Here is an 18,187-nt window from a genome sequence, read left to right on the forward strand (position 1 = left end):
AAAATGAACCATCGAATCGCTATTTTATCTGATATCCACGGAGATACAACAGCCCTCGAGGCAGTGATTGCGGATGCGCGTGCTCTAGGCGCGACGGAATACTGGCTTTTAGGGGACATTTTGCTTCCGGGTCCTGGAAGAGATGATCTTTTTGAATTGCTGGATTCGATACCTATTACAGCGGCTGTTCGTGGAAATTGGGACGATTGTGTCCTAGAGGCTTTGGATGGCGAGTACGGTCTTGAGGATCCGCAGGAGATCCAACTTCTACGTCTTACTCAGTATCTTATGGAAGGACTAGATCCTAAGCGGATCGATTGGCTTCGTTCGCTTCCATTGGTAGAGAAGAAGGAGGTCAACGGTATTCGCTTTTCACTGACCCACAATTTGCCAGAAAAGAATTATGGTGGAGATTTGCGTCCAGCAAATGCGACGGAGAACTTTGACCTATTGATGGATGACCATACGGATATGGCGATCTACGGTCATGTCCACAAGCAGTTGCTTCGCTATGGCAGTCAGGGCCAACAGATTCTTAATCCAGGGACTATTGGCATGCCTTATTTCGACTGGGAACCAATTCAAAACCACAGAGCTCAATATGCTCTGATCGATGTTGAAGAAGATGGAGTGACCAACCTGCAATTTCGTAAGGTGGCCTATGACTATGAAGCAGAGCTTCAAGATGCCAAGGAACAAGGCCTTCCCTTTATTGAGATGTACGAAGAATTAAGACGCGAGGATAACTATCGGGGCCATAACATCGAGCTTCTAACTAGCTTAATTGAGAAATACGGTTATGCTAAAGAAGTAGCTACCTATTTCAATCTTTCCAATGAATCATAGGTAGATCTCTTGTGTATTCAACCTATAAAAAAAGAAGCGGATCTTCAAAATGTCCGCTTCTTTTTTCACAATCTTAGGCTGTAAAACCCTGCAAGCTCTTTCATTTTGTGTTAAAATAGGAGTAACAGAAATAGAAAAGGAAGAAGCTTATGAAATTTCTAGAGCTCAATAAAAAACGCCATGCGATCAAGCATTTCACTGACCAACCGGTCGATCCAAAGGATGTACGGACTGCCATTGAGATCGCAACCTTGGCCCCTAGTGCCCACAATAGCCAGCCTTGGAAATTTGTGGTCGTTCGTCAAAAAAATGCAGAATTGGCAAAATTAGCCTATGGTGCAAACTACGATCTAGTCATGGAAGCACCTGTGACCATTGCCCTCTTTACAGATACTGATTTGCAAAAACGGGCTCGCAAGATTGCGCGTGTCGGTGGGGTGAAAAACTTCACAGACGAGCAGTTGCAATACTTTATGCAAAATCTTCCTGCTGAATTTGCGCGCTATGATGCTCAACAAACAAGTGATTACTTGGCTTTGAATGCCGGTCTTGTGGCCATGAACTTGGTACTTGCTTTGACGGACCAAGGCATTGGAACCAATATTATCTTGGGATTTGATAAATCAAAAATCAATGAAGTATTGGACATCGAAGAGCGTTTCCGTCCGGAAGTCTTGATTACGGTTGGCTATGCGGCTGAAAAAGTAGAGCCAAGCTATCGCTTACCAGTGGACGAAATCATTGACAAACGCTAAGCCAATTAGCAAATAGAAGATCAAGGAGGAATTCATGACAACAGTTGACTTTAAAGCAGAAGTAGAAAAACGTCGCGATGAGATGATGGCTGACTTATACAGCCTCTTGGAAATCAATTCTGAACGCGATGACAGCAAGGCAGATGCAGAGCATCCTTTTGGACCTGGTCCTGTAAAAGCTCTTGAAAAATTCTTGGAAATTGCCAAACGTGATGGCTATGAAACCAAGAATGTCGACAATTATGCCGGTCACTTTACTTTTGGTGAAGGAGAAGAAGAGCTTGGGATCTTTGCCCATATGGATGTCGTGCCTGCAGGTAGTGGTTGGAAGACAGCCCCTTACAAACCTGAAATTATCAATGGCAAGCTCTATGCGCGTGGCTCATCTGATGATAAAGGGCCTACAATGGCTTGCTACTATGGTTTGAAGATCATCAAAGATCTGGGATTGCCTGTTTCTAAGCGCGTGCGTTTTGTAGTCGGAACGGATGAAGAATCAGGTTGGGCTGACATGGACTACTATTTCAAGCATGTCGGTCTTCCAGAGCCAGATTTTGGCTTCTCTCCAGATGCAGAATTTCCGATTATCAATGGGGAAAAAGGAAACATCACGGAGTACCTTCATTTTGGAAATGACAACACTGGGAAGGCTAAACTTCATAGCTTTACAGGAGGCCTCCGTGAAAACATGGTGCCAGAGTCTGCGACGGCAGTCGTTTCGGGACAACTTCCAGATCTTGCTGGCCTCTTAGATGCCTTTGCTAAGGAACACCAGCTTCAGTATGAAATCTCAACTGTGGATGAAGAAACCTATACTGTTACAATTATTGGGAAATCAGCTCACGGATCAACTCCTGAAGATGGGATCAATAGTGCAACCTACTTAGCGCTCTTGTTGAACCAATTTGATTTTGGTGGCGCTGCTAAGGCTTACCTTCATGTGACAGCTTCGCTTCTTCACGAAGATTTTGCCGGTGAAAAATTAGGTATTGCCCATACAGATGCCAAAATGGGACCATTGAGCATGAATGCAGGTGTCTTCCATTTTGATGAAAGCCAAGCAGACAATACCATTGCCCTCAATATCCGTTACCCTCAAGGAACAGATCCTGAAACCATTAAAGCCATCCTTGAAAAGATCGAAGGAGTGGCTACAGTGAGCTTGTCAGCCCATGGCCACACACCTCACTATGTTCCGATGGATGATGAATTGGTATCCACTCTCTTGCGTGTTTATGAGAAACAAACTGGCCTCAAAGGACACGAACAAGTGATCGGTGGTGGTACCTTTGGTCGCCTCTTGAAACGTGGGGTTGCCTTTGGTGCTATGTTCCCTGACTATGTCAATACCATGCACCAAGCTAATGAATTCGCAGATGTCGAAGATCTCTATCGTGCAGCAACTATTTACGCAGAAGCCATCTACGAATTAATCAAATAATCCACTACTCGGCCAGTTTTTCTGGCTGAGTTTTTCCATAGAAGGAGGACTTATGTCAAGGATTGAAACCATTAAACAAGCCATTATGGCAGATCCTCAAAATAAAGCATATACGGATAAAGGAATCGAGCCACTTTTTGCAGCCCCAAAGACAGCTCGCATCAATATCATCGGACAAGCTCCAGGGATGAAGACGGAAGAAGCTGGTATTTACTGGAAGGATAAAAGTGGTGACCGCCTGCGCGAATGGTTAGGAGTTGACGAAGACACCTTTTACCATTCTGGTTTGTTTGCGGTCATTCCTATGGATTTTTATTTCCCAGGGCATGGAAAATCTGGTGACCTTCCACCTCGCAAAGGCTTTGCGGAAAAGTGGCACCCTCAACTCCTCAAGGAGTGTCCGGATATTGAGTTGACCCTCTTAATTGGACAATATGCGCAAGCTTATTACCTTCATGAAAAGGTTAGTGGCAAAGTAACCGAACGGGTCCACCATTTTAAAGACTATTTGCCAACCTATTTTCCACTTGTTCACCCTTCCCCTCGTAATCAAATCTGGATGGCTAAAAATCCTTGGTTTGAGGCAGAAGTTGTCCCAGAATTGCAAACCTTAGTACAAGAGATCATTCAAAAATAAAGGAGAGCGAAGATGGATCCTTATCAACAAGTTAAAGAAAAATTAGATGAGTTGGGAATTTCATTTGATGTGGTGGAACACCCACCTGCATTTACGACGGAGCAGGCGGATTCTTATATTGAAGGCTTAGAAGGTGTCCGCACTAAGACCATGTTTTTGACCAACAAAAAGAAAACTCAATACTATTTGCTCATCATGGATGACCAGAAGCCATTGGATATGGATGATTTCAAAGAGCAAGTGGAAGCCAACCGGATCCGCATGGCTTCAGCAGATTCTTTAGCTGAAAAAATGCAATTACCGCCAGGAACGGTTTCTCCATTTGGTTTATTGAACAATGAAGAAAAAGATATTCGGGTCTATTTTGATCAGGATATTGTGTCAGAGGAAATCATGACCTTCCATCCCAATACTAACGAAAAAACCATCTTTATTAAAACCCAAGACTTGTTCCGATTTTTAGAGTCTATTGACTTTAACTATGAAATCCTAACCCTTCCATAACATATCTTACAGGAGAAATCATGAAAGAAATTCCATTTTCAAGCTTTTACCAAGCTTATCAAAAAGGAAACATACACGTTCTTGATGTACGCGAGCAGGAGGAATATGATGCCCTTCACTTAGATGGGGTTCGTCTTCTTCCCTTATCTGAGTTAGCAGATCGCTACCAGGAATTAGACAAGGATCATCCCTATTATGTCATCTGCAAGTCTGGTCGACGATCAGCACGTGCTTGCCAATTTTTGGAAGAGCAAGGCTATGATGTGACCAACGTCCAAGGTGGCATGGATGCATTTGAATCCTAAAAAATGACCTCTGAAAAGAGGTCGTTTTCTTTACTAATTTCTAAAAATGAGTAGAATTTGTATGTTTTTCAAAAGATATTACAGGGATTTTCCAGTCTTTCATTGAAAATGGTTCAGAAATTTTGTATAATACCCTAGTATAAACAATAGTTAAGGAGATTCATTATGTCAAAACAAGATTGGCTGGATTATTTCGAAGCCGTAAATGGTCGTTCTGCTAGTGCAGAAGAAATTGCTCAAGCACTGGCTGCAGGAGAATTTCAAGAAGAAGTAGTGGTTCCAGAAACCCCACAAGCCCCAGAATTTGTCGCAGCACCAACTGCACCTGTGGAAGAACCAGTTGCTGCTCCACAAGCTCCAGAGTTTGTTGCAGCGCCAGCAGCTCCTCAAGCTCCAGAGTTTGTCGCAGCGCCAACTGCCCCTACTGAAGAACCAGTCGCAGCTCCACAAGCTCCAGAGTTTGTTGCAGCGCCAGCAGCTCCTCAAGCTCCAGAGTTTGTTGCAGCACCAGCAGCTCCTGCAGCACCAGCAGCTCCAACTGTTCCTACAGAAGAACCAGTCGCAGCTCCAGTTCAAGAGCCTGCCCCTCAAGCTCCACAGCAAGCCTACCAACAACCTACTCAAGCAGCTTATCAACAAGCTCCTTACCAAGGTCAACCAGGACAACCTTATCCTGCCCAACCAAGTCAATTTGGTGTAGCCGTTGGTGGTTACTGGAATTGGTTCCTTTCAGCTTTGAAACGTCCAACAGCTGTAGAAAAACCAAAAGCTCTTAACGGAATTTTACAGTATGTCTTGACTGCCTTTGTCTTGACACTATCAACTTTCTTCACAGCTAGTGGAGCTACAGGTGGTTATGGAATGGATTTCCGTGCCTTTATGTTGACATTGATTTCCCTATTCTTTAGCCTTTACGCCTTCCAAGTAGCTGGATTCTTTGTTCGTCGTGTGGTTCTTCAAGACAAGGAATATAGTTACGGTCGTTCATTTGAAGAGTTTGGACGTTTGTCTGTTTACACTTTGCCACTTGCCCTTCTTGCTTTCTTAGTAGGTCTTGTAAAAGTTTATGAATTTTATGGCTTTGTAAACTTCCTTATTTTCTTCTTGTTCTTTGTTGGAACATGCTATGTCGTTCATCAAGGATTGAACAAGACAAGCTTTAAAGCAGATAAATTCTTGCTTCTAGTAGCATCATCTGTTGTCTTGCTTCTCATTGCCATCTTTGTCATTTATGTGAATGCTCGTATTTTAGAACAAGTAGCCGTAGGATTTATTCCTAGTGCTCCAAATTTCTCTAACTTTGGATTCTAACAATATCACAAAACGGAAGGTGGGGGAACCCACTTTCCCTATTTTATAATGAGGGAGAAGAGATCCATGCAAAAGAAATGGGTTGAATTATTTGAAAAAGTGATTGGTCGCAAACCGTCACCAGAAGAGTTTATGGCTGGGAAAGCCTGTGGATTTGATTTAAAACAAATTCAGTCTATCGCAGGCAATGCTCCAGAAGAAGTAGCTCCTGTAGAGGAACCGGTGCTTGAACCAGTTGAAGAAGTGAAGAATGTCGATCCTCTTCTAGCAGCTCGTCAGGCTTGGTTGCAACATTTTGAAGAAACCTATGGGCGCAAGCCAAGTGCAGAAGAATTTACCGCGGCTAAAAGTCAAAACTTTGAGTTTTTTGTAGGACCTGTGCCTGAAGCAGAATTTGTAACCCCAGATGCAACTGAAGAAACACAGGAATATGTCCCTCAACAGCAAACTCAAGAGTATACGGCTCCACTTGCCGCTGAGCAAACGCAGGTCTTTGCTGGTCCAAATGTTACAGAAGCAGGCCCAGCTCAGAAAAAACAAAAGGCCCCTAAAACGAAGGGTGAAAAGAAACTTTCCAAGAAGAAAATTGGGATTATTTCTGCTATTGCAGTCCTTGTGATCGCTTTGGTAGCAGCCTTCTTTTACTTCCAGTCAACAACGCGTGTCGAAGTGACTGCAGATAAATTTATTAAGGCAGTGGACACCAAGGATTATCGCGAAGCAGCAGATCTGCTTTCAACCGATAACGATAAATGGACAAAGGATGAAGCCGAAAGCTTTATTACCAGCATGGAAGATCAAGGGATTGATATCGGTACAGAGTTGAACAAGATCATCGATAATGGTGGAGAAGGCAGCTATACGGATAAATCTGGAAACAAGATCTTTGGTTTGGAAAAGGCGGACAAGAAATTTGGAATCTTCCAAGAATATCGTGTGGCTAGCTATCCAGTGCAAGTGAAGGTCAAGACTAATTTGGATCAAGCCAAACTTAAAGTGGCTGCCAATAAAACGGTGACCTTGAAGAAAGATGCAGTGACAGACCTTGGTTCTTTCCATTACAATACAAAAGAAATGGGATTGACTGCTAAAACAGAGGTCGGAAATGTTACTTCTAAGATCCATCTCAATCCTAAAAAAGCAACCAAGAATAACTTAGAATTGCAGTTGAATTCTGAAAAACGCAATTTAGAAGTTGAGTTTCCAGATGAAGTTGAAAACCCAACAGATGTGAAGGTTGTGGTTAACGGCAAAGAAGTCGGAACCAGCACGACCTTTGAGGTAGATAGCATCCCTTATCAAGAAATTGAAGTGCATGCTGTCTTCAACATGAATGGGGAAACCTATACAACTGAGAAGGCTAAGGTGACGATTGAAGAGGGTGAGAACGATCCGATCGAACTCAAACTAGCCAAAGATACCCTAAAACGCATCAAGAGTGCACAAGATGCTAAGAAAGCGCAAGCAGCCAAAGAAGAACAAAATCGGACCTTGGCAGAAGAGTTCTTGAAAGAGTACCGCGACGCAGTCTTTAGCTCCGTTTCAAACCGAAACAACACCTACTCTAAATACTATGACACACAAAGTCAAGCGTACAAGGACATGGTTGAATTCACAACTGGTGATGGTGTTCGAAAGGCTAAAATTGACTACTATACTCCAGGAGCATTGGACATTCAAAGTGTCACTGAAGAAAATGGTGTGGTGACGATCAAGACTTATGAAGACTTTACCGTGCATTATACCGATAGCCATCCAGATTCACAAAACCGCAAGTACAAGACCTACACTTTGAAAAAAGTAGGTGCAAGTTATGTGATTACGGATATTGTCGTAACAAAAGAATCATAGGAGATTCCTCATGAAAGCAAGATTTTCCAAATTAACTTTGGTGACAGTTGCCTTGTTAACCTTGACAGCTTGCTCCCAATCTCAATCCACTAGTTCTAAATCTTCTGCAAGAGAAGAAACTAAACAAACGCAGACTAAGTCTTCCAAAGGAACGTCTTCTGCAAAGGATACGTCAAAAGAAACTGGCAAAGAAGAGTCGTCAAAAGCTGGTAAGTCAGATGTGAAAGTGGATTCTGGTGTCAGCTATAATGGTTCCTACTATAGTGTCAAAGGGAAATATGGTGAGGTCATGATCGCCAACAAACATTATCCCTTGTCACCTGACTTTAACCCAGGGGAAGATCCTGAAGCTGTTTCAGCCCTTCATGAATTGATTGCAGCTATGCAGGCAGAAGGTTATCCGATCAGTGACCAATATAGTGGTTTTCGTAGCTACGATACCCAAGTTGGACTCTATCAAAACTATGTCAATCAAGATGGTCAAGAAGCCGCAGATCGTTATTCCGCAAGACCGGGCTATAGTGAACACCAAACTGGTTTGGCCTTTGATTTGATCGATACCAGTGCTAATTTGGTAACTGAACCTGGACCAAGTAAGTGGTTGCTCAAGAATGCTGCTAAATATGGCTTTGTGGTTCGATACCAAGAAGGAAAAGAAAAAGTAACAGGCTACATGCCAGAAAGCTGGCATCTCCGCTATATCGGAAAAGAAGCACAAGATATCGCTGATTCAGGCTTGAGTCTGGAAGAATACTATGGCTTCACCGGCGGAGATTACGTTGATAAATAAGAAAAGGCTGGGATTTTAATCCCAACCTTTTTTATTGTATTGTTTTTAGAAATGCATCTAGCTCTTTTTGATTCTTGAGAGAGATGAATTTATCGGGATAGGTAGAACGGATATTTCGATACCTTTCTTTGGCCTTCTTAGTTCGACCGTCCCAAAGGATCCAACGGATGAATTCCCAGTCAAAGCGTTCGGGGCAACCTGCCGCCATACTCTCACGGACTCGGCCTTTATAACGGCGGTATCGTTTCCAGCCTCTAAAGAGGCAGTTCCAACGAGAGAAGTTGAGAAAGATAATCTGGTCCGCTTGCTCCATTCTTTCCTCATAGCAGCACCAAGAGTAATTGCCATCAATGACCCAGTCTCTATGATCGCTGAGAAACTGTCTCATCTCTTTCTCCATCCAATCCCGGTCACTGTCTATCCAGCCCGGTTGAAATTGAAGGGTGTCCATATGGAGCTTGGGAATGGAGTAGTAGCGAGCTAAGTTTTCAGCCAAGGTAGATTTTCCAGATCCAGAATAGCCGATAATAACGATTTTCATAAGCACCTCTCAAAAATTTAGGCACAAAAAAAGCTCCGGAGAGCTTGATTTTTATGCTGTTCTTGATTAACCAAGTTTCGCTGCAAGACGTGCTTTATCACGGCTAGCTTTGTTCTTGTGGATCAAACCTTTAGTTTCTGCTTTATCGATAGCTGAGCTAGCAGCGCGGTAAAGTTCTTCAGATGGGTTTGCTTCAAAAGCTTTGATTGCAGTACGCATAGCTGATTTTTGAGCTGAGTTTTTTTCGTTTTGTTTAACGTTCAATTCAGCGCGTTTGATAGCTGATTTAATGTTTGCCAAGTTATTCACCTCCATTGATAATCTAACTATCTCATTATATATGAAAAGTTAAGATTTGACAAGCCTAAAATAGCTTTTCCTTAAAAAAGTACCGTTAACAGGCCATTTTCTCTAGCGTTTGAGATAAATTTCGTCAATTTCATGGTTGGTTGCCTTATGGAGAATCAGATCAGCTCGATTTCTGGTTGGTTGGATGTAATGTTGCAAGTTGACTAAATTAATGGATTCCCAGACCTGATGGGCCATGCTTAAAACTTCTTCTAGGGGTTGCTCTGTAAATCGATAGTAGTAGTTATTGGGATCATTCTGAGCTAATGCAAGGAGTTTTTGGAAGCGATCGATATACCAAGATTCGATATCGTTGACCGCGGCATCCACATAGATCGAAAAATCAAAGAAATCGGTCATATAGAGACTGTCATTTTGCGGATTTTGAAAGACATTGATCCCTTCTACAATGACAAAATCAGCTGGTAAAATGGTTTGCTTCTCATCTGGAACAATATCGTATATTTCGTGGGAATAGACAGGGATTTCTACGCTCTTGTTGTTTTTGATTTGATTAAGAAAATCAAGGAGCAATTCCATATCATAGCTTTCTGGAAATCCTTTTCGATTGAGGATCTCTTGTTCTTTTAAGATAGCATTTGGATAGAGGAAGCCATCTGTTGTCACCAATTCTACTGTCGAGCCTTCGAAGGTTCGTGACAGCAGGATTTGAAGGAGACGGCTAGTGGTCGATTTCCCAACAGCAACACTCCCTGAAACTCCAATGATAAAGGGTTGGCGTTCACTCGTTTTTTGAAGAAAAATACCTTTTGAGAAGGCCAAATCTTCTTTGGAACGCTTGTAGATTCCAATCAGGTTTGTCAAAGGCAGGTAGACGTCACGTACATCCTGGAGGTTGATGCGGTCGTTAAAACTTTTAATAGAATTGAGCTCTGTTTGAGAGAGAGGTGGGGTGGTTTTGCGGTGCAAATTTTGCCACGTTTCCCGATTAATTTTTTCAAAATGTAGAAATTCTTTGTCCATATGTCACTCCTATTGTAGTCTTTAGTATACCAATTTTTAGAGGTCATGTAAACGATTTAAAAAAGGAGTGAATTATGATAAAATAACCTTATGAGTAAAATGTATTTCGATGTAAACCCAGATGCAGCCCATGATATTCATGATCTGGCTGTTGTTTTATTGGGGCAAAAGATGAATTTCTATACGGACGCCGGCGTCTTTAGTAAAAAAATGATTGACTATGGAAGTCAGGTGCTCTTATCAACCCTGGATTTTCAAGAAGGAGAAAGTGTCCTTGATGTTGGCTGTGGCTATGGACCAATCGGCCTCTCTCTAGCTAAAGCCCAGGGAGTTGCAGTGACCATGGTCGATGTCAATGAGCGGGCACTGGACTTGGCTAAGAAAAATGCCAGCCGAAATGGCGTGGAAGCTCAGATCTTTTCTTCGGATGTCTATGAAGCAGTAGAAGGGTTTTTTGACCATGTGATCAGTAATCCGCCGATCCGAGCTGGTAAGAAAGTGGTTCACCAAGTGATCACTGGTAGTTTTGAACATTTGAAACCAGGTGGAGATTTGACCATTGTCATTCAGAAAAAACAAGGAGCTCCGAGCGCTAAGGCCAAGATGGAAGAGACGTTTGGCAATTGTGAGACCGTAAAAAAAGACAAAGGCTATTATATTTTAAGAAGTGAGAAAGAATCATGAGAGCAGTAGATATCATTCAGAAAAAAAGAGATGGTCTTGCCTTAAACAAGGAAGAAATTGAATGGCTGATTGAGGGCTATGTGGCTGGAACAGTACCAGATTATCAAATGTCTGCTTTTGCTATGGCCGTTTATTTTAAAGGGATGACGACGGAAGAAATTTCTCATATGACCATGAAGATGGTCCAAACGGGGCAACAGTTTGATCTGTCAGCTATTCCAGGAATCAAGGTGGACAAACATTCAACTGGTGGTGTGGGAGACAAGGTGACCTTGGTCTTGGTGCCTCTGGTTGCAAGTTTCGGAGTACCAGTTGCTAAAATGAGCGGTCGTGGCTTAGGCCACACGGGTGGAACCATCGATAAATTGGAATCGATTAAAGGATTCCAAATTGAGCGGACTCAAGAGGAATTTATCCAGCAGGTACAGGAGATCGGCTTATCGGTTATTGGTCAATCTGATCAACTTGTGAAAGCAGATAAACTCTTGTATGCTCTTCGGGACGTGACGGCGACAGTGGATACCATTCCTTTGATTGCTAGCTCCGTCATGAGTAAGAAAATTGCTGCTGGAGCAGATGCCATCCTTCTCGATGTCACCGTTGGAGAAGGGGCCTTTATGAAGACCATTGAAGAGGCGCGTGAACTAGCTCGTACCATGGTGGATCTCGGTAATGCCGTAGGGCGCAAGACAATCGCTGTTATTACAGATATGAGCCAACCTTTGGGAACCAGTATTGGCAATCGTTTAGAGATTTTGGAAGCCTTGGATATTCTAAAAGGACAGGGGCGTGCTGATGTAACAGAGTTTATTTGTGAATTAGCACAAATCATGTTGAAATTGGCCAATGTAGATCAATCAATTGGAGCCATTCATGAACACTTGAGCAATGGACAAGCCTTAGCCAAGTTTGAAGAAATGGTCGTGGCACAAGGTGGAGACTTAGAGGATTTGCATCGTCCCGTCAAAGTAGAACAGGTCCTTGAAGTAACAGCAGATCAAGATGGCGTCATTGCGGCTTTACCTGCCATGGAATTTGGCCTGTTAGCCATGCGACTTGGTGCTGGTCGTGCTGTCAAATCGGATCCGCTTGATTATGAAACAGGGATTGTATTTGACAAAAAAGTGGGAGAGCAGGTTAAACAAGGGGAACGCATTGCTCGTATTTTCGTGAATGAAAAAAATTCACAAGAAAGCGTTACAGAATTCAAAAAAAATGTTAAAATACTAGAAGGGGCTGAAAGCGTTAAAGAAATTATTGAAATAATATCTTAAGTAGCTCAGGAGATTGTATGAAGTTAAATAAATATATCGATCACACTCTTTTAAAACCAGATGCGCAACAAGAACAGATCGAAAAATTGATCGAAGAAGCTAAGGCATATGATTTTGCGAGTGTCTGTGTGAATCCGACATGGGTGAATTTTGCAGCTGAGGGCTTGCGCGATTCAGATGTAAAAGTTTGTACCGTCATTGGTTTTCCTTTGGGAGCAAATACCCCTTTTGTCAAAGCGTGTGAAACAAAAAATGCTATTCAAAATGGTGCCGATGAAATTGACATGGTCATTAATATCGGTGCTTTGAAGTCTAAGAATTTAGCACTAGTTGAAGAAGATATCCAAGCTGTTGTCGAAGCAAGCGGTGATAAGCTGGTCAAAGTCATCATTGAGACGTGTCTCTTAACAGACGATGAAAAGATCGTTGCTTGTCAGATTGCTAAGTCAGCTGGAGCTGACTTTGTGAAGACTTCAACTGGTTTCTCAACTGGAGGAGCGACGGTAGAAGATGTAGCCTTAATGCGTCAAACAGTTGGACCAGACATGGGTGTTAAGGCTTCTGGTGGAGCTCGCTCTTATGAAGATGCTCTTGCATTTATCGAAGCTGGTGCGACCCGTATCGGAACTTCCTCTGGTGTAGCCATCATGGAAGGTAAGGTGGCTCATGGCGACTACTGAGTTGATTGACTTAGCAGTTGAAGTGAGTCAACAAGCCTATGTGCCTTACTCTCATTTCCCAATTGGAGCTGTACTGCTAACGAAGGATGGAGAAATCTATACAGGTGTCAATATCGAAAATGCCAGTTTTGGTTTGACCAACTGTGGAGAACGGACAGCCATTTTTAAAGCTGTTTCTGAAGGAGCTCGTGAGTTTCAAGAGCTCATTATCTACGGGCAAACAGAAAAGCCCATCTCTCCATGTGGTGCTTGTCGCCAGGTCATGGCTGAATTTTTTGAGCCAGACCTTCCTGTAACCTTAGTATCTAAAGATAAATCGACGGTCGTGATGACGGTCAAGGAATTACTTCCATATTCCTTTACAGACCTGACTTAATAGTTCTGTGAGGCGGTCTTTTGACCCTTTCAATACTTCGCAACAATGTTGCACAATAATTTAGGAGGTTCAGTAATGAACAAGAAACAATGGCTAGGCCTTGGTCTAGTAACTGTCGCTGCTATCGGACTTGCAGCATGTGGAAATCGTGCGTCTAAAAAAGATAGCGCAAACTCAGAATCAAAAACTGATTTGAAAGCTGCTATCGTTACCGATACTGGTGGTGTGGATGACAAATCATTCAACCAATCTGCTTGGGAAGGTTTGCAAGCTTGGGGGAAAGAAAACGGTCTTTCTAAAGGGAACGGATTTGACTACTTCCAATCAACAGATGAATCTCAATATGCGACAAACCTTGATGAAGCTGTTTCTAACGACTACAAATTGATCTTTGGTGTTGGTTTTGCCTTGCGTGATGCAGTAGAAAAAGCGGCTTCTGACAACGAAGAAACAAACTTTGTTATCATTGACGACCGTATTGAAGGTAAAAAGAACGTAGCATCTGCTGTCTTTGCCGACAACGAAGCTGGTTACCTTGCTGGTATCGCTGCTGCGAAAACTACAAAAACTAAACAAGTTGGTTTTGTAGGTGGTATGGAAAGTGAAGTTATCACTCGTTTCCGCGCTGGATTTGAAGCTGGTGTTAAATCTGTTGACCCATCTATCAAAGTTCAAGTAGACTACGCTGGTTCATTCGGTGACGCTGCTAAAGGTAAAACAATTGCTGCTGCACAATACGCTGCAGGTGCTGACGTTATCTATCAAGTAGCTGGTGGTACTGGAGCAGGTGTCTTCTCTGAAGCAAAAGACTTGAACGAGAAGAAAAATGAAGACGAAAAAGTTTGGGTTCTTGGTGTGGACCGTGACCAAAAAGCTGAAGGTGAATACACTTCTAAAGATGGTAAAAAATCTAACTTTGTCTTGGCTTCAAGCTTGAAGAAAGTCGGAGAATCTGTAAAAGACTTGGCTAAGAAAGCTGCTGACGGTAAATTCCCTGGCGGTAAAGTGATTACTTATAGCTTGAAAGATGGTGGAGTTGATTTGACAACTGACAACCTTTCTGCAGATGCTAAAAAAGCTGTCGAAGATGCCAAAGCTAAAATCCTTGATGGATCTCTTAAAGTTCCTGAAAAATAATATTTGATTGGGCGGCCCTCCCTTTAAGGGCCGTTTCTTTTAAAGTGAGACATTTTTGTCTCAATAAAATCTGTTAGTTCTCTAGCAGATTTTATTGAAATAAAAAATTTTGAAAGGAAAACACCCACATGACACATGAATATGTCATCGAAATGCGTGAGATTACCAAAAAATTTGGTGACTTTGTAGCAAATGATAAGATTAATCTTCAGTTGCGCAAAGGTGAAATCCATGCACTTCTTGGAGAAAATGGTGCAGGGAAATCTACCCTGATGAATATGCTGGCTGGTTTGTTGGAACCAACAAGCGGAGACATCGTGGTAAATGGAAAAACTGTTAACCTAGACTCACCTTCAAAAGCAGCTTCTTTAGGAATTGGAATGGTGCACCAACACTTTATGTTGGTTGAAGCCTTCACTGTTGTTGAAAATATCATCCTTGGTTCTGAAACCACTAAACATGGTGTTTTGGACCTTAAAAAAGCCAGCCAAGATATCCTTGATTTGTCTAAAAAATATGGCTTGGCAGTAGATCCACATGCTAAAGTTGAGGATATTTCCGTTGGTGCGCAGCAACGTGTGGAAATCTTAAAGACGCTTTATCGTGGAGCCGACATCCTGATCTTCGATGAACCAACTGCAGTGTTGACACCAGCTGAAATCGAAGAATTGATGACAATCATGAAGAACTTGTCGAATGAAGGAAAATCCATTATCTTGATTACGCACAAGTTGGATGAAATCCGTGCTGTTTCAGACCGCGTAACGGTTATTCGCCGTGGTAAATCGATTGAGACAGTCGAGATTGGTGGAGCTACTAACCAAGACTTGGCCGAAATGATGGTCGGCCGTTCTGTTTCCTTTAAGACTGAAAAAGGTCCTTCTCAACCGAAAGAAGTGGTCTTGTCGATCGAAAACTTGGTTGTAAACGAAAACCGTGGTGTCCCAGCTGTTAAGAATTTGTCACTGGAACTTCGTGCTGGTGAAGTCGTTGGGATCGCAGGGATTGATGGAAATGGTCAGTCTGAGTTGATCCAAGCGATTACAGGTCTACGGAAGGTAAAATCCGGTTCAATTAAGATTAAAGGCAAGGATGTTGTAGGACTACGTCCACGTCAAATCACAGAAATGAAGGTAGGGCACGTCCCTGAAGACCGTCACCGGGATGGTTTGGTCCTTGATATGATGATCTCTGAAAACATGGCTCTTCAAACTTACTACAAAGAACCTCTTAGCAAGAATGGTATTTTGAATTATCCAAATATTACCTCTTATGCCAAGAAGCTCATGGAAGAGTTTGATGTTCGTGCAGCTAGTGAAGTGGTACCAGCTAAGGCTCTCTCTGGAGGAAACCAGCAAAAAGCCATTATCGCGCGGGAAATCGATCGCGATCCAGATCTCTTGATCGTCAGCCAGCCAACTCGTGGTTTGGACGTTGGAGCGATTGAATATATCCACAAACGTTTGATTCAAGAACGGGATAATGGAAAAGCCGTTCTGGTTGTCAGCTTTGAATTAGATGAAATTTTGAATGTTTCTGACCGTATTGCAGTTATTCATGATGGGAAGATCCAAGGGATCGTAACCCCTGAAACAACGAATAAGCAAGAGCTTGGAATCCTCATGGCAGGAGGACAAGTAAAGGAGGGAGCATCAAATGAATAAGAATTTAAAACAAATTGCCGTTCCATTGGTGTCTGTCCTTTTAGGATTGGTCTTGGGTGCCATTATTATGTGGGCCTTCAGCTATGATGCCCTTTGGGGATATGAATTGCTGTTTAAGAAAGCCTTTGGTTCGATTAAGAGTTGGGGAAATATTTCCCGTGCCATGGGGCCACTGATTTTAGTTGCTCTTGGATTTTCAGTAGCCAGCCGGGCCGGCTTCTTTAACGTTGGACTTCCAGGTCAGGCTTTTGCAGGATGGATCATGGCGACTTGGTTTGCCCTTTCTTTCCCAAATATGCCTCGCTTACTGATGATTCCGATGACTGTTTTGATTGCGGCTATCGCAGGTGGATTTATTGGAGCGATTCCTGGTTTCCTTCGTGCCTATCTCGGAACCAGTGAGGTCATCATCACCATTATGATGAACTACATTGTTCTCTATGGTGGGAATGCCTTGATCCATAGCTTCCCAGCTTCCTTGATGAAAAACAAGGACTCAACCATTGATGTGGGAGCTAACGCTGTCTACCAGACAGAGTGGCTGCGTAATTTGACGGACAAATCACAAATGAACATCGGGATCTTCTTTGCCATCATCGCAGTGGTGGTCATCTGGTTCTTGATGAAGAAAACAACACTTGGGTTTGAAATCCGTGCCGTTGGTCTCAATGCGAATGCGGCGGAATATGCTGGGATGTCTGCAAAACGGACCATTATCCTTTCTATGATCATTTCTGGTGCTCTTGCTGGTATCGGTGGGGTAGCAGAAGGTCTGGGTATTTACTCAAATGTCTACGTTCAAACCAGCTCGATGAGTGTTGGATTTAACGGAATGGCCGTTGCCCTTCTTGCAATGAATTCACCAATTGGTATTCCATTTGCTGCCTTCTTGTTTGGAGCACTTCAAATTGGAGGAGTTGGTATGAAGCCAGCTGCCATCCCTGAAGAAGTCGTTCAAATTGTAACAGCATCCATTATCTTCTTCGTATGTGCTCACTACATTATTGAAAAGATGATCTCGATGCGTTCAGCTAAAAAAGGAGGAGCAAACTAATGAGTATTGTAACGATTTTAAGTATTCTTGTTTCCTCTATGATTGTGTATGCAGCGCCGCTGATCTTCACAAGTATCGGAGGAGCATACTCAGAACACGCTGGGGTTGTTAACGTTGGTCTGGAAGGAATCATGGTTATGGGAGCCTTCTCAGGAATTATCTTTAACTTGACTTTTGAGCCTGCCTTAGGAAGTTTGACACCATGGTTGTCCTTGATCGTTGCTGCAGGGATTGGAGTACTCTTCTCCTTGATTCACGCGGTGGCAACCATTCATTTCCGTGCTGACCATATCGTCTCAGGTACGGTATTGAACTTGATGGCACCTCCATTGGCGGTCTTCCTTGTTAAAGCGATGTATAACAAGGGACAAACTGATAATATCAAAGTTGCCTTCGGGAAAACATCCATTCCGGTCTTATCTAAAATTCCGGTAATTGGGGATATTTTCTTCAACAATGCCAGCATCATCGGCTGGGTTGCGATTCTCTTCTCATTCTTTGCTTGGTTCATCATGTTCAAGACAAAATTTGGATTGCGTCTTCGTTCAGTTGGGGAACACCCACAAGCAGCAGATACATTGGGAATCAATGTTTATAAAATGCGCTACTTAGGAGTGATGATCTCAGGTGCCCTAGCTGGTATTGGAGGAGCCATATACGCTCAATCTATTTCCGTTAACTTTGCGGTGACTACTATTGTTGGTCCTGGTTTCATCGCCCTTGCGGCTATGATTTTCGGGAAATGGAACCCAATCGGGGCCATGCTTGCTAGTCTCTTCTTTGGAGCTTCACAAAGTTTGGCTGTTATCGGGAATCAATTGCCTTTGCTTAAAGGTATCCCACCCATCTACTTGCAAATTGCGCCTTATGTCTTGACCATGGTTGTCTTGGCAGCCTTCTTCGGACAAGCAGTTGCGCCAAAAGCAGATGGTGTTAACTACATTAAATCGAAATAATGCACAGAGAGAGGTTGGGACAAAAGTCCTAGCCTCTCAATTGTTTTTG

20 protein-coding genes are annotated in these 18,187 nt (G+C 42.8%); 17 read left to right on the plus strand and 3 right to left on the minus strand.

Annotated features, from left to right (window positions below; all coding sequences use genetic code 11):
* Positions 1-3: 3 nt before the first annotated feature.
* The 9 genes from HMPREF3002_RS03680 to ldcB all read left to right on the plus strand — a co-directional run bounded on the left by HMPREF3002_RS03680 (position 4) and on the right by ldcB (position 8,440).
* Complete coding sequence (locus HMPREF3002_RS03680) at positions 4-846, plus strand: metallophosphoesterase family protein (protein ID WP_070665310.1); 843 nt, start codon at positions 4-6, stop codon at positions 844-846.
* Between the two features lie 149 nt (positions 847-995).
* Complete coding sequence (locus HMPREF3002_RS03685) at positions 996-1,601, plus strand: nitroreductase family protein (protein WP_070665311.1); 606 nt, start codon at positions 996-998, stop codon at positions 1,599-1,601.
* Between the two features lie 34 nt (positions 1,602-1,635).
* Entirely contained in the window at positions 1,636-3,042 is a 1,407-nt protein-coding gene (gene pepV / locus HMPREF3002_RS03690) for a dipeptidase PepV (protein WP_070665312.1), read from the plus strand.
* A gap of 52 nt (positions 3,043-3,094) precedes the next feature.
* Positions 3,095-3,679: a uracil-DNA glycosylase family protein gene (locus HMPREF3002_RS03695; protein ID WP_070665313.1), complete on the plus strand. Its 585-nt coding sequence runs from the start codon at positions 3,095-3,097 to the stop codon at positions 3,677-3,679.
* Between the two features lie 12 nt (positions 3,680-3,691).
* Positions 3,692-4,183, plus strand: a complete 492-nt coding sequence (locus HMPREF3002_RS03700; protein WP_070665314.1) for a prolyl-tRNA synthetase associated domain-containing protein — start codon at positions 3,692-3,694, stop codon at positions 4,181-4,183.
* A gap of 20 nt (positions 4,184-4,203) precedes the next feature.
* Positions 4,204-4,488 (plus strand): rhodanese-like domain-containing protein, encoded by a 285-nt coding sequence (locus HMPREF3002_RS03705; protein ID WP_070665315.1) that lies wholly within the window; start codon positions 4,204-4,206, stop codon positions 4,486-4,488.
* Positions 4,489-4,653: 165 nt separating this feature from the next.
* Positions 4,654-5,799 carry a DUF6574 domain-containing protein gene (locus HMPREF3002_RS03710; protein WP_070665316.1) on the plus strand — a complete coding sequence of 382 codons (1,146 nt, stop codon included), beginning with the start codon at positions 4,654-4,656 and terminating at the stop codon, positions 5,797-5,799.
* A gap of 66 nt (positions 5,800-5,865) precedes the next feature.
* Positions 5,866-7,650: a TcaA second domain-containing protein gene (locus HMPREF3002_RS03715; RefSeq protein WP_176745562.1), complete on the plus strand. Its 1,785-nt coding sequence runs from the start codon at positions 5,866-5,868 to the stop codon at positions 7,648-7,650.
* A gap of 10 nt (positions 7,651-7,660) precedes the next feature.
* Positions 7,661-8,440, plus strand: a complete 780-nt coding sequence (gene ldcB / locus HMPREF3002_RS03720; protein WP_070665318.1) for an LD-carboxypeptidase LdcB/DacB — start codon at positions 7,661-7,663, stop codon at positions 8,438-8,440.
* Positions 8,441-8,471: 31 nt separating this feature from the next.
* On the opposite strand, the gene HMPREF3002_RS03725 is transcribed toward ldcB, so the two are convergent.
* From HMPREF3002_RS03725 to coaA, 3 genes are all read right to left on the minus strand, one after another.
* Positions 8,472-8,981 carry a DNA topology modulation protein gene (locus tag HMPREF3002_RS03725; protein WP_023918313.1) on the minus strand — a complete coding sequence of 170 codons (510 nt, stop codon included), beginning with the start codon at positions 8,979-8,981 and terminating at the stop codon, positions 8,472-8,474.
* A 66-nt stretch (positions 8,982-9,047) separates the two neighbouring features.
* The gene (gene rpsT / locus HMPREF3002_RS03730; protein WP_003007640.1) at positions 9,048-9,296 is read right to left on the minus strand and encodes a 30S ribosomal protein S20; all 249 of its coding nucleotides are present in this window, start codon (positions 9,294-9,296) and stop codon (positions 9,048-9,050) included.
* Between the two features lie 96 nt (positions 9,297-9,392).
* Positions 9,393-10,313 (minus strand): type I pantothenate kinase, encoded by a 921-nt coding sequence (gene coaA, locus HMPREF3002_RS03735; protein WP_023918311.1) that lies wholly within the window; start codon positions 10,311-10,313, stop codon positions 9,393-9,395.
* A gap of 90 nt (positions 10,314-10,403) precedes the next feature.
* Here coaA and HMPREF3002_RS03740 point away from each other — a divergent pair, with 90 nt between their 5' ends.
* The 8 genes from HMPREF3002_RS03740 to HMPREF3002_RS03775 all read left to right on the plus strand — a co-directional run bounded on the left by HMPREF3002_RS03740 (position 10,404) and on the right by HMPREF3002_RS03775 (position 18,138).
* Complete coding sequence (locus HMPREF3002_RS03740) at positions 10,404-10,997, plus strand: class I SAM-dependent methyltransferase (protein ID WP_037599331.1); 594 nt, start codon at positions 10,404-10,406, stop codon at positions 10,995-10,997.
* A complete protein-coding gene (locus HMPREF3002_RS03745; RefSeq protein ID WP_070665319.1) occupies positions 10,994-12,271 on the plus strand; it encodes a pyrimidine-nucleoside phosphorylase in 1,278 nt (425 codons plus the stop codon). Before HMPREF3002_RS03740 ends, HMPREF3002_RS03745 begins: the two co-directional genes overlap by 4 nt.
* A 17-nt stretch (positions 12,272-12,288) precedes the next feature.
* The gene (gene deoC, locus HMPREF3002_RS03750) at positions 12,289-12,951 is read left to right on the plus strand and encodes a deoxyribose-phosphate aldolase (RefSeq protein ID WP_021153359.1); all 663 of its coding nucleotides are present in this window, start codon (positions 12,289-12,291) and stop codon (positions 12,949-12,951) included.
* Positions 12,938-13,327 (plus strand): cytidine deaminase, encoded by a 390-nt coding sequence (locus HMPREF3002_RS03755; RefSeq protein ID WP_003007631.1) that lies wholly within the window; start codon positions 12,938-12,940, stop codon positions 13,325-13,327. Before deoC ends, HMPREF3002_RS03755 begins: the two co-directional genes overlap by 14 nt.
* Before the next feature lie 75 nt (positions 13,328-13,402).
* Entirely contained in the window at positions 13,403-14,464 is a 1,062-nt protein-coding gene (locus tag HMPREF3002_RS03760) for a BMP family lipoprotein (RefSeq protein WP_003001669.1), read from the plus strand.
* Positions 14,465-14,592: 128 nt separating this feature from the next.
* Positions 14,593-16,128 carry an ABC transporter ATP-binding protein gene (locus HMPREF3002_RS03765; RefSeq protein WP_070665320.1) on the plus strand — a complete coding sequence of 512 codons (1,536 nt, stop codon included), beginning with the start codon at positions 14,593-14,595 and terminating at the stop codon, positions 16,126-16,128.
* Positions 16,121-17,182, plus strand: a complete 1,062-nt coding sequence (locus tag HMPREF3002_RS03770) for an ABC transporter permease (protein ID WP_003007621.1) — start codon at positions 16,121-16,123, stop codon at positions 17,180-17,182. The genes HMPREF3002_RS03765 and HMPREF3002_RS03770 overlap by 8 nt, the downstream gene beginning before the upstream one ends.
* Positions 17,182-18,138, plus strand: a complete 957-nt coding sequence (locus tag HMPREF3002_RS03775; RefSeq protein WP_070665321.1) for an ABC transporter permease — start codon at positions 17,182-17,184, stop codon at positions 18,136-18,138. Before HMPREF3002_RS03770 ends, HMPREF3002_RS03775 begins: the two co-directional genes overlap by 1 nt.
* The last annotated feature ends 49 nt before the right edge of the window (positions 18,139-18,187 follow it).

Source organism: Streptococcus sp. HMSC065E03, from assembly GCF_001815045.1.
Lineage (GTDB): Bacteria > Bacillota > Bacilli > Lactobacillales > Streptococcaceae > Streptococcus > Streptococcus parasanguinis_AD.

Bases quoted from the DNA above. Each gene is read 5' to 3' on its own strand.
- HMPREF3002_RS03705 (WP_070665315.1), top strand. From the start codon at position 4,204: ATGAAAGAAATTCCATTTTCAAGCTTTTACCAAGCTTATCAAAAAGGA.
- HMPREF3002_RS03715 (WP_176745562.1), top strand. From the start codon at position 5,866: ATGCAAAAGAAATGGGTTGAATTATTTGAAAAAGTGATTGGTCGCAAA.
- HMPREF3002_RS03685 (WP_070665311.1), top strand. From the start codon at position 996: ATGAAATTTCTAGAGCTCAATAAAAAACGCCATGCGATCAAGCATTTC.
- HMPREF3002_RS03710 (WP_070665316.1), top strand. From the start codon at position 4,654: ATGTCAAAACAAGATTGGCTGGATTATTTCGAAGCCGTAAATGGTCGT.
- HMPREF3002_RS03765 (WP_070665320.1), top strand. From the start codon at position 14,593: ATGACACATGAATATGTCATCGAAATGCGTGAGATTACCAAAAAATTT.
- deoC (WP_021153359.1), top strand. From the start codon at position 12,289: ATGAAGTTAAATAAATATATCGATCACACTCTTTTAAAACCAGATGCG.
- coaA (WP_023918311.1), bottom strand. From the start codon at position 10,313: ATGGACAAAGAATTTCTACATTTTGAAAAAATTAATCGGGAAACGTGG.
- HMPREF3002_RS03695 (WP_070665313.1), top strand. From the start codon at position 3,095: ATGTCAAGGATTGAAACCATTAAACAAGCCATTATGGCAGATCCTCAA.
- HMPREF3002_RS03680 (WP_070665310.1), top strand. From the start codon at position 4: ATGAACCATCGAATCGCTATTTTATCTGATATCCACGGAGATACAACA.
- HMPREF3002_RS03755 (WP_003007631.1), top strand. From the start codon at position 12,938: ATGGCGACTACTGAGTTGATTGACTTAGCAGTTGAAGTGAGTCAACAA.
- ldcB (WP_070665318.1), top strand. From the start codon at position 7,661: ATGAAAGCAAGATTTTCCAAATTAACTTTGGTGACAGTTGCCTTGTTA.
- HMPREF3002_RS03725 (WP_023918313.1), bottom strand. From the start codon at position 8,981: ATGAAAATCGTTATTATCGGCTATTCTGGATCTGGAAAATCTACCTTG.
- HMPREF3002_RS03745 (WP_070665319.1), top strand. From the start codon at position 10,994: ATGAGAGCAGTAGATATCATTCAGAAAAAAAGAGATGGTCTTGCCTTA.
- HMPREF3002_RS03740 (WP_037599331.1), top strand. From the start codon at position 10,404: ATGAGTAAAATGTATTTCGATGTAAACCCAGATGCAGCCCATGATATT.
- rpsT (WP_003007640.1), bottom strand. From the start codon at position 9,296: ATGGAGGTGAATAACTTGGCAAACATTAAATCAGCTATCAAACGCGCT.
- HMPREF3002_RS03775 (WP_070665321.1), top strand. From the start codon at position 17,182: ATGAGTATTGTAACGATTTTAAGTATTCTTGTTTCCTCTATGATTGTG.
- HMPREF3002_RS03700 (WP_070665314.1), top strand. From the start codon at position 3,692: ATGGATCCTTATCAACAAGTTAAAGAAAAATTAGATGAGTTGGGAATT.
- pepV (WP_070665312.1), top strand. From the start codon at position 1,636: ATGACAACAGTTGACTTTAAAGCAGAAGTAGAAAAACGTCGCGATGAG.
- HMPREF3002_RS03770 (WP_003007621.1), top strand. From the start codon at position 16,121: ATGAATAAGAATTTAAAACAAATTGCCGTTCCATTGGTGTCTGTCCTT.
- HMPREF3002_RS03760 (WP_003001669.1), top strand. From the start codon at position 13,403: ATGAACAAGAAACAATGGCTAGGCCTTGGTCTAGTAACTGTCGCTGCT.